The 7,329-nt window shown below is 71.7% G+C and carries 6 protein-coding genes and 1 pseudogene; 2 read left to right on the top strand and 5 right to left on the bottom strand.

Annotation, left to right across the window (positions count from 1 at the left end):
* Positions 1-300 (top strand): annotated as a pseudogene (locus tag A5622_RS11385) (AAA family ATPase); the annotation flags it as partial.
* Here A5622_RS11385 and dapE read toward each other — a convergent pair.
* Genes dapE through A5622_RS30600 form a run of 3 tightly spaced genes read right to left on the bottom strand, consistent with a single transcriptional unit; the run spans position 297 to position 3,412 of the window.
* The gene (gene dapE / locus A5622_RS11380) at positions 297-1,361 is read right to left on the bottom strand and encodes a succinyl-diaminopimelate desuccinylase (protein WP_066878556.1); all 1,065 of its coding nucleotides are present in this window, start codon (positions 1,359-1,361) and stop codon (positions 297-299) included. The pseudogene A5622_RS11385 and the gene dapE overlap by 4 nt on opposite strands.
* A gap of 55 nt (positions 1,362-1,416) precedes the next feature.
* On the bottom strand, positions 1,417-2,565 hold the full coding sequence (locus A5622_RS11375) for a PPE family protein (protein ID WP_066878554.1): 1,149 nt from the start codon (positions 2,563-2,565) through the stop codon (positions 1,417-1,419).
* Positions 2,566-2,596: 31 nt separating this feature from the next.
* On the bottom strand, positions 2,597-3,412 hold the full coding sequence (locus A5622_RS30600; protein ID WP_066878552.1) for a PE domain-containing protein: 816 nt from the start codon (positions 3,410-3,412) through the stop codon (positions 2,597-2,599).
* 290 nt (positions 3,413-3,702) lie between these two features.
* Between A5622_RS30600 and dapD the strand changes: the two genes are divergently transcribed.
* Positions 3,703-4,656 carry a 2,3,4,5-tetrahydropyridine-2,6-dicarboxylate N-succinyltransferase gene (gene dapD / locus A5622_RS11365; RefSeq protein WP_066878550.1) on the top strand — a complete coding sequence of 318 codons (954 nt, stop codon included), beginning with the start codon at positions 3,703-3,705 and terminating at the stop codon, positions 4,654-4,656.
* Between the two features lie 10 nt (positions 4,657-4,666).
* On the opposite strand, the gene A5622_RS11360 is transcribed toward dapD, so the two are convergent.
* Entirely contained in the window at positions 4,667-5,959 is a 1,293-nt protein-coding gene (locus tag A5622_RS11360; protein WP_066878558.1) for an MFS transporter, read from the bottom strand.
* A gap of 191 nt (positions 5,960-6,150) precedes the next feature.
* On the bottom strand, positions 6,151-7,329 hold a 1,179-nt coding region (locus A5622_RS11355), incomplete at its 5' end, for an acyl-CoA synthetase (protein ID WP_066878547.1).

Genomic DNA, 7,329 nt, shown 5'->3' with positions numbered 1-7,329 from the left:
GCCGCCGCGCGCGACGCCGCCCGGATGGCCGAACGCGGTGGCCAGCGGGGGGTGGCGTTGCGGGTCTGGCACGAGGCCGTGCGGCTGGGCGACGTCCGGGCCGCCGACCCCCTGGGCCGGCTCTGCGGCGAGATCGACTGTGTCGCAGGCAGACTGGCACTGGCACACGCCCGCGCGCTGGCCGCCGGCGATGGCGGGGGGCTGCGGGCGGTGTCGGACGAGTTGACGTCGATCGGCATGCACGCGGCCGCCGCCGACGCCGCCGCGCAGGCGCAGCGATGCGGGGGCGGGAACGCCTAGCCGCTCAGGTAGGCGCGCAGCACGTCGACCGCGGCGGTGATGTCGGCGACCGCGACCCGCTCGTCACGCTTGTGCGCCAGGTTGGGATCGCCGGGCCCGAAGTTGACCGCCGGTATGCCCAGTGCGGCGAACCGCGCCACGTCGGTCCAGCCGTACTTGGCCCGGACGTTGCCGCCGGCCGCCTCGACCAACGCCTTGGCGGCGGGTTGGGACAGCCCGGGCAGCGCGCCGGCCGCCGCGTCGGTCTGTTCGATGTGCACGTCCAGCCCGGCGAGCACGTCGTGCACGTGTTGCAGTGCGTCGGGCAGCGACCGGTCCGGGGCGAACCGGAAATTGACGGTCACCGCGGCCGCGTCGGGGATGACGTTGCCCGCCACACCACCGTCGATGCGCACGGCCGACAGGCCCTCCCGGTAGACGCAGCCGTCGATGTCGACGCTGCGGGCCTGGTATGCGGCCAGCCGTTCCAGCACGGCGCCCAGCTTGTGAATCGCGTTGTCTCCCAACCAGGATCGCGCCGAATGGGCGCGGGTTCCGGTGGCGCTGACCACCACGCGCAGGGTGCCCTGGCAGCCGGCTTCGATGTAACCGCCGGTGGGCTCGCCCAGGATGGCCACATCGGCGGACAGCCAATCCGGCAGCTCGCGTTCGATGCGGCCCAATCCGTTTGCGGCGGCCTCGATTTCCTCACAGTCGTACATCACCAGGGTGAGATCGTGCACCGGGTCGGCCACGGTGGCGGCGAGATGCAGGAAGACCGCGTCGCCGGACTTCATGTCCGCCGTGCCGCAGCCGTACAGGTCGCCGCCCTCCCGGCGGCTGGGCAGGTTCGCGGCCGCCGGCACGGTGTCGAGGTGCCCGGCCAGCAGTACCCGCGACGGCCGCTGATGGTGGGTGCGGGCCAGCACGGCGTTGCCGTTGCGGACGATCTCGAACCCGGACGTCTGGGCTCGCAGCGCGGCCTCGACCTCGTCGGCCAGCCGGGCTTCGTCCCGCGATTCGCTGGGGATGTCGACCAGCGCCGCGGTCAGCGCGACCGGGTCTCCGCGTAAGTCCAGCACGGTCTAACGATAATCCGTCGCCGCACATGGCGAACGGCGCCGAACACCGCGTGCGCTAGACGAGCAACCGCGTGGGCATCACCTTGGGTTTGACGCCGTAGCGCGGCCCCATCCCGTAACCGCCCCGCCCCGCCGAGGCGACGGCAGGCATGCCGGACGCCCACGCCGTGTGCGCCTCTTCGGCCGGTGCGGTCCAGCCCGTGCCCGCGACGGTCTCGGCCGGGATTCGTGGCGTGGCCGCCGACCACGCGGCGGGGGTCGACAATCCGCCGACCGGGGTCGCCGCGCCCATGCTGGCCAGCACCGGTGCGGCAGCCACGCCCGCGGCACCGGCCGGGGCCGCGGCGCTCACCAGGGCGCCGCTGCCGACCGCCCCGCCCACACTGCCGGCCACGCTGCCGGACGCCGCCGCGTCGAGGGTGTGGTTGTAGAGGATGTTGGACACGATGGTGTTGAACACGTTCCAGGACACCACGTCGAAACCCGCGTTGCCGACGTTGGACACGACCGGGTCGCCGAGCACGCTGTCCAGCGCGCTCCCGGCCGCGCCCGCGCCCGGCAATGCGGCCGGCGCGGCGAACGACTGCACCGCGTCGGGCACGTTGGAGACGACCCCGCGCAACCCGCTCGTCTGCGCGGCCGTGGCCGCGGTCTGCACGCCCAGGCCGCCCGGGCTGTTCGTGGGTGCCGGCTCGGTCAACGGGCTCAGCCGGGCCGCGGCGGCGGACGACGCGGCGTAGGCATACATCGCGGCGGCGTCCTGGGCCCACATCTCGCCGTACTGCGCCTCGGTGGCCGCGATGGCCGCGGTGTTCTGCCCCAGGACGTTGGTCGCGACCAGGGCCGCCAGCTGTGCCCGGTTGGCGGCGACCAGCGGCGGCGGCACGGTCATCGCGAACGCCGCCTCGTAGGCGGCCGCCGATGCCATGGCCTGGGCCGCGGCCTGCTGCAGCTGGCCGGCGGTGGTGTGCATCCACTGCACATACGGCTGGGCGGCGGTGACCATTGCGATCGACGACGGGCCCATCCACTCGTCGCCGGTGAGATTGGCGATCGCCGCCTGGCTGGCCGCGGCGGTCGTGCTCAGTTCGTCGGCGAGGCTGCTGAACGCCGCCGCGGCGGCCATCATCGGCCCGGCCCCAGCGCCGGTGTACATGCGCAGGGAGTTGACCTCTGGGGGGAGTGCCCCGAAATCGAAAGTCATTGCCGTGCTCCTGTTCTCAGTTAGGTGGGTGCTAGACGGTCGGCGTGGGCAGCACGGTGGGCTTGACGCCGTAGCGGGGGGCGCCCAGGCCGTAGCCCCCGCGCCCGGAGGTGGCCATCGACGGCACGCCGCCCGGAACGGTGGTCACTGACGTGCTCTGGGGCGCGGCACTGGTGAAACCCGCGCCGGTCAGCGTCGCCGCGGTCGGATTGGCCACCGGGACACCGGTTGCCGCCCAACTGGGTGGCACCGATAAGGCGCCGATCGAGGGCCCTTGGCCGGCGCTCGCCAGCACCGGCGCCGCAGCCATGCCCGTGGGACCGGCGGGGGCGGGCGCGCTCGCCGCGGTTGCCGTGCCGACGTCGCCGGTCAAGTTCGGGATCCCGGACGCGCCGGGGACGGGCGCGAATTGTCCCTCGCCCAAGGTGATGAAGTCGGATGCGGCGGCGCCGACGTTTTGACCCCATTCGATCTCGGTGCCGAGGGCGGCGTCCCCGGGCGGCGGGTCGGCGGCCGCGGCGGCCGGTGCAACCTGCTGCAGCGCCGCGGCGCTGGTGCTGACCTGGTTGGCGGATTCCGTTGTCCCATAGGAGTCGGCGTTGCTGTCCAGGTTGTTGACCAGCGTCTGGTGAATCGCCCTGGCCTGGGCGCTGACTTGCTGGTACCAGGCGCCGTAGGCCGAGAATTGCGCGGCCTGCAACGCGGACACTTCGTCGGCGGCCGCGGGAGCGATGCTGGTGGTAGGCGCCGCAGCCGCGGCATCCTGGGCGGCCATCGACGAGCCGAGCCCTTCGAGGGTGCTCGCCGCGGCGAGCAGCGCCTCGGGCCGTGTGGTGACAAAGGACATGTTTTTCTCCTCCGGCAATCAGGCGGCCGCTATGGACCGGCGACAACAAGCCCCGCGACAAGGCCGGGAAACGACCCGCGGACCCCGGAAGCTACGTACCCCAAACGGCGAAATTCACGCCGCTGACCTGCGGGGACCGGCGGGGCTGACCTCCGCAACCGCCCGCGTTGCACCGACCGTTACCAATTGCCTTGCCCGGGTGGGACTTTCAATACCGGAAGCCGTCCCGGCGGCGGGCGCCCCGCGGGGCGGGCGGATCGGGGCGCGGCCCACGAAGTAACCTGACCGCCGTGACAAGAGCAGCAGGCGCCGAAGGGATAGGCCTGGCAACGCTGGCGGCCGACGGATCGATCCTCGACACGTGGTTTCCCGCACCGGAACTGACCGATTCGGGCACCAGCGCGACGTCGCGGCTGGCGCTGTCCGACATTCCCCCGGAGCTGACCGCGCTGATCGGACGCGACGACGACCGCGGCACCGAGACCGTTGCCGTACGCACGGTCATCGGCTCGCTGGACGACGTGGCCGCCGACGCCTACGACGCCTACCTGCGATTGCATCTGCTCTCGCACCGGCTGGTGGCGCCGCACGGACTGAACGCCGGCGGCTTCTTCGGGGTATTGACCAATGTGGTGTGGACTAATCGCGGGCCGTGCGCCGTCGAGGGATTCGAGGCGGTCCGGGCCCGGCTACGCCGCCACGGACCGGTGACGGTCTACGGCGTCGACAAGTTCCCACGGATGGTCGACTACGTGCTGCCGGCCGGGGTGCGCATCGCCGACGCCGACCGGGTGCGCCTCGGCGCCCACCTGGCGCCGGGCACCACGGTGATGCACGAGGGCTTCGTCAACTACAACGCCGGCACGCTGGGGGCGTCGATGGTGGAGGGACGCATCTCCGCGGGCGTGGTGGTGGGCGACGGCTCCGACATCGGGGGCGGGGCCTCGATCATGGGCACGCTGTCCGGCGGTGGCACCGAGGTGATTTCGATCGGCAAGCGATGCCTGCTGGGCGCCAACGCGGGCCTGGGCATCTCGCTGGGCGACGACTGCGTCGTCGAGGCGGGCCTGTATGTCACCGCGGGCACCAAAGTCGTTACGCCCGAAGGCAAAACAATGAAGGCCCTGGAGTTCTCCGGCGGCAACAACCTGTTGTTCCGCCGCAATTCGGTGAGCGGGGCGGTCGAAGTGGTGGCCCGCGGCGGCCAGGGCATCGCCCTCAACGAGGACTTGCACGCCAACTGACGCGCGGCCCCTACAGGTCGACGGGAACCTTCTCGACGGTCGGGGCGCGCAGCGTGGTCCCCTTGGTTTCGGGCAGCAGGTAGACGGACACGAAACTGGCCACGACGAGGGTCGCCATCATGAGCCCGATCGCCCAGCTGCCGTAGGTGGCCAGCAGGCTGCCCGCCAGCAGCGGCGGCACGGCGGCGCCGAGGAGGCCGGCCAGGTTCATCGCCACGGCCGCGCCGCTGTACCGGTAGCGCGTGGCGAACAGTTCGGGAACGAAGGCGCCGGTGGGGCCGTTGGCCACCGCCGCGCAGGCGAACATGCCCAGCACCGCGACCGCGTACATGACGGGATTGCCGGTGTCCATCAGCGGGATCACCACGAACGACCACGGCAGACACGCCGCCAAGCCACACAGCATCACCCGGCGGCGCCCGACTCGATCGGACAGCCATGCCCCGAACGACACGAACGCGATGCTCGTCAGCCCGGCCAGCGCGCCGACGCCCCAGATGAAGCTGCGCGAGTAGCCCAACTGCGAGTGGGCGTACATGACCAGGAAGGTGTTGCCCAGGTAGACCAACCCCATGCCGCCCAGGAAGCTGCCGGCGACGAGCACGATCTCACGCCGCTGCAACCGAATCAGCTCGGCCAGCGGCGCTTTGGGCACCAGGTTGCGGGCCTTCTCCTCCACGAACAGCGGGGTTTCGTCGATGTTGAGCCGCACATAGAGGGCGATGCCGATCAGCGCGCTGCTGATCAGGAACGGCACCCGCCATCCCCACTGCATGAAGGCGGGGCTGCTCTCGCCCATGGTGAGGCTGACGGCCAGGAACGTCAGGCTGGCCAGTATTCCCGCCGTCCCACCGCCGAGCGAGGTGAACATGCCGTACCAGCCGCGCTTGCCGGCGGGCGCGTATTCGGCGCTGAGCAGGACGGACCCGGCCCATTCGCCGCCGACGGCGAACCCCTGGAACAGCCGCAGGACGACGAGGATCAGGGGCGCGGCGATCCCGATCGACGCCGTGCTGGGCACCAGGCCCACGCTGACGGTCGAGGCGCCCATGATCAGCAGGGTGGCCACCAACGTCTTCTTCCGGCCCAGCCGGTCGCCGAAGTATCCGAAGACGGCCGCACCCAGCGGGCGAGACAGGAACGCCGTCGCGAACGTCGCCATCGAGGCGATGGTGGCCACCGTCGAGCCCAGGCCCGGGAAGAACACCGTGGGAAACACCAGTGCCGCCGCGGTGCCGTAGATCAGAAAGTCGTAGAACTCGATCGCCGAGCCCACCAGGCAGGCGGCCGCGATCCGGCGCATGGTGGTAGGCGCGGCGGCGGGGACCACGGACCGGGTGGGCTCACCCACGGTGGCCGCGCATTGTCCGGTTGCATCGATACACGGATACGACGGTAGGTGACGCTTCGCGACGACGCTCGGCGCTGAAGCTGGCAACTTGCTGCGTGTCTTTGTGCCCGGCGGACCGGGCGCCCAGCCGGCTGAGCGGCCGCTCAGCCGTCGGTCAGCAGCCGCTTTTTGAGGACCTTGCCCATGGCGTTGCGCGGCAGCGCGTCCACGATGCGGACCTCACGCGGGCGTTTGTGCACCGAAAGCTCTTGCGCGACATAGTCGATCAGTTCATCGCCCGGGGCAGACCCGACGACGAACGCGACGATGCGCTGACCGAGATCCGCGTCGGGCATCCCGACGACCGCCGCCTCGGCGACACCCGGATGCCCGAGCAGCACCGTCTCGATCTCGCCCGCGCCGATGCGGTAGCCGCCGGATTTGATCAGGTCTACCGACTCGCGCCCGACGATGCGGTGCATCCCCTCGGCGTCGATCACCGCGACGTCGCCGGTGCGATACCAGCCGTCGGCGTCGAACGCCTCGGCGGTGGCGTCCGGCTGGTTGAGGTAGCCGTCGAACATCATCGGCCCGCGCACGTGCAGCTTGCCGACGGTCTCCCCGTCGTGCGGCACCAGCGCGCCCTCGTCGTCGACCACCCGGGTCCGCACACCGGACAGCGGCAGCCCCACCCAGCCCGGGCGCCGCTCGCCGTCGGCGCGGGTGGACAGCGTGATCAGCGATTCCGAGGCGCCGTAGCGTTCGATGGGCTGATGACCGGTGAGCCCGGCCAACCGGTCGAACACCGGAACCGGCAGGGGCGCGCTTCCCGAGACCAGTAGCCGCGCCGGGCGCAGCGCCCGGGCGGCCGTCTCGTCGGCGCCCACCCGCGACCACACGGTGGGCACCCCGAAAAACAGCGTGCCGCCGTGCTCGGTAGCGGCCTGCGCGTAGCCCTGCGGTGTCGGCTTGCCGGTGTGGATGAAGCGATTCCCGATCCGCAGCGATCCGAGCAGCCCCAGCACCAGGCCGTGCACGTGAAACAGCGGCAAGCCGTGCACCAGGACGTCGTCGGCGGTCCACTGCCAGGCCTGCGCCAGGGCGTCGAGGTCGGCCGCGATCGCCCGCCGGCTCAGCACCACACCCTTGGGCAGCCCGGTCGTCCCCGAGGTGTAGATGATCATCGCGGTGGCGTCGGGCGACGGCTCGGCGTAGCGGTGCCAGGAGCGGGCGTGCAGGCGCACCGGGATGTGCGGCAGCCCCTCGTTCTCGTCCGGCACCGGCCCCAGCCAGGCCTGCACCCCGGAGTCGGTGAGCATGTGCCGGCGCTCTGCCGCGCCGAC

It is taken from the genome of Mycobacterium sp. 1245801.1 (assembly GCF_001673055.1).
GTDB classification, from domain to species: Bacteria; Actinomycetota; Actinomycetes; order Mycobacteriales; family Mycobacteriaceae; genus Mycobacterium; species Mycobacterium europaeum_A.
Note: the sequence above shows the minus strand (reverse complement) of the source record. Positions and strands in the feature narration are given on the sequence as shown.

Excerpts from the sequence above, each read along its gene's own strand:
- A5622_RS11375 (WP_066878554.1), bottom strand. The coding sequence starts at position 2,565 with ATGACTTTCGATTTCGGGGCACTCCCCCCAGAGGTCAACTCCCTGCGC.
- A5622_RS30600 (WP_066878552.1), bottom strand. The coding sequence starts at position 3,412 with ATGTCCTTTGTCACCACACGGCCCGAGGCGCTGCTCGCCGCGGCGAGC.
- A5622_RS11360 (WP_066878558.1), bottom strand. The coding sequence starts at position 5,959 with ATGCGCCGGATCGCGGCCGCCTGCCTGGTGGGCTCGGCGATCGAGTTC.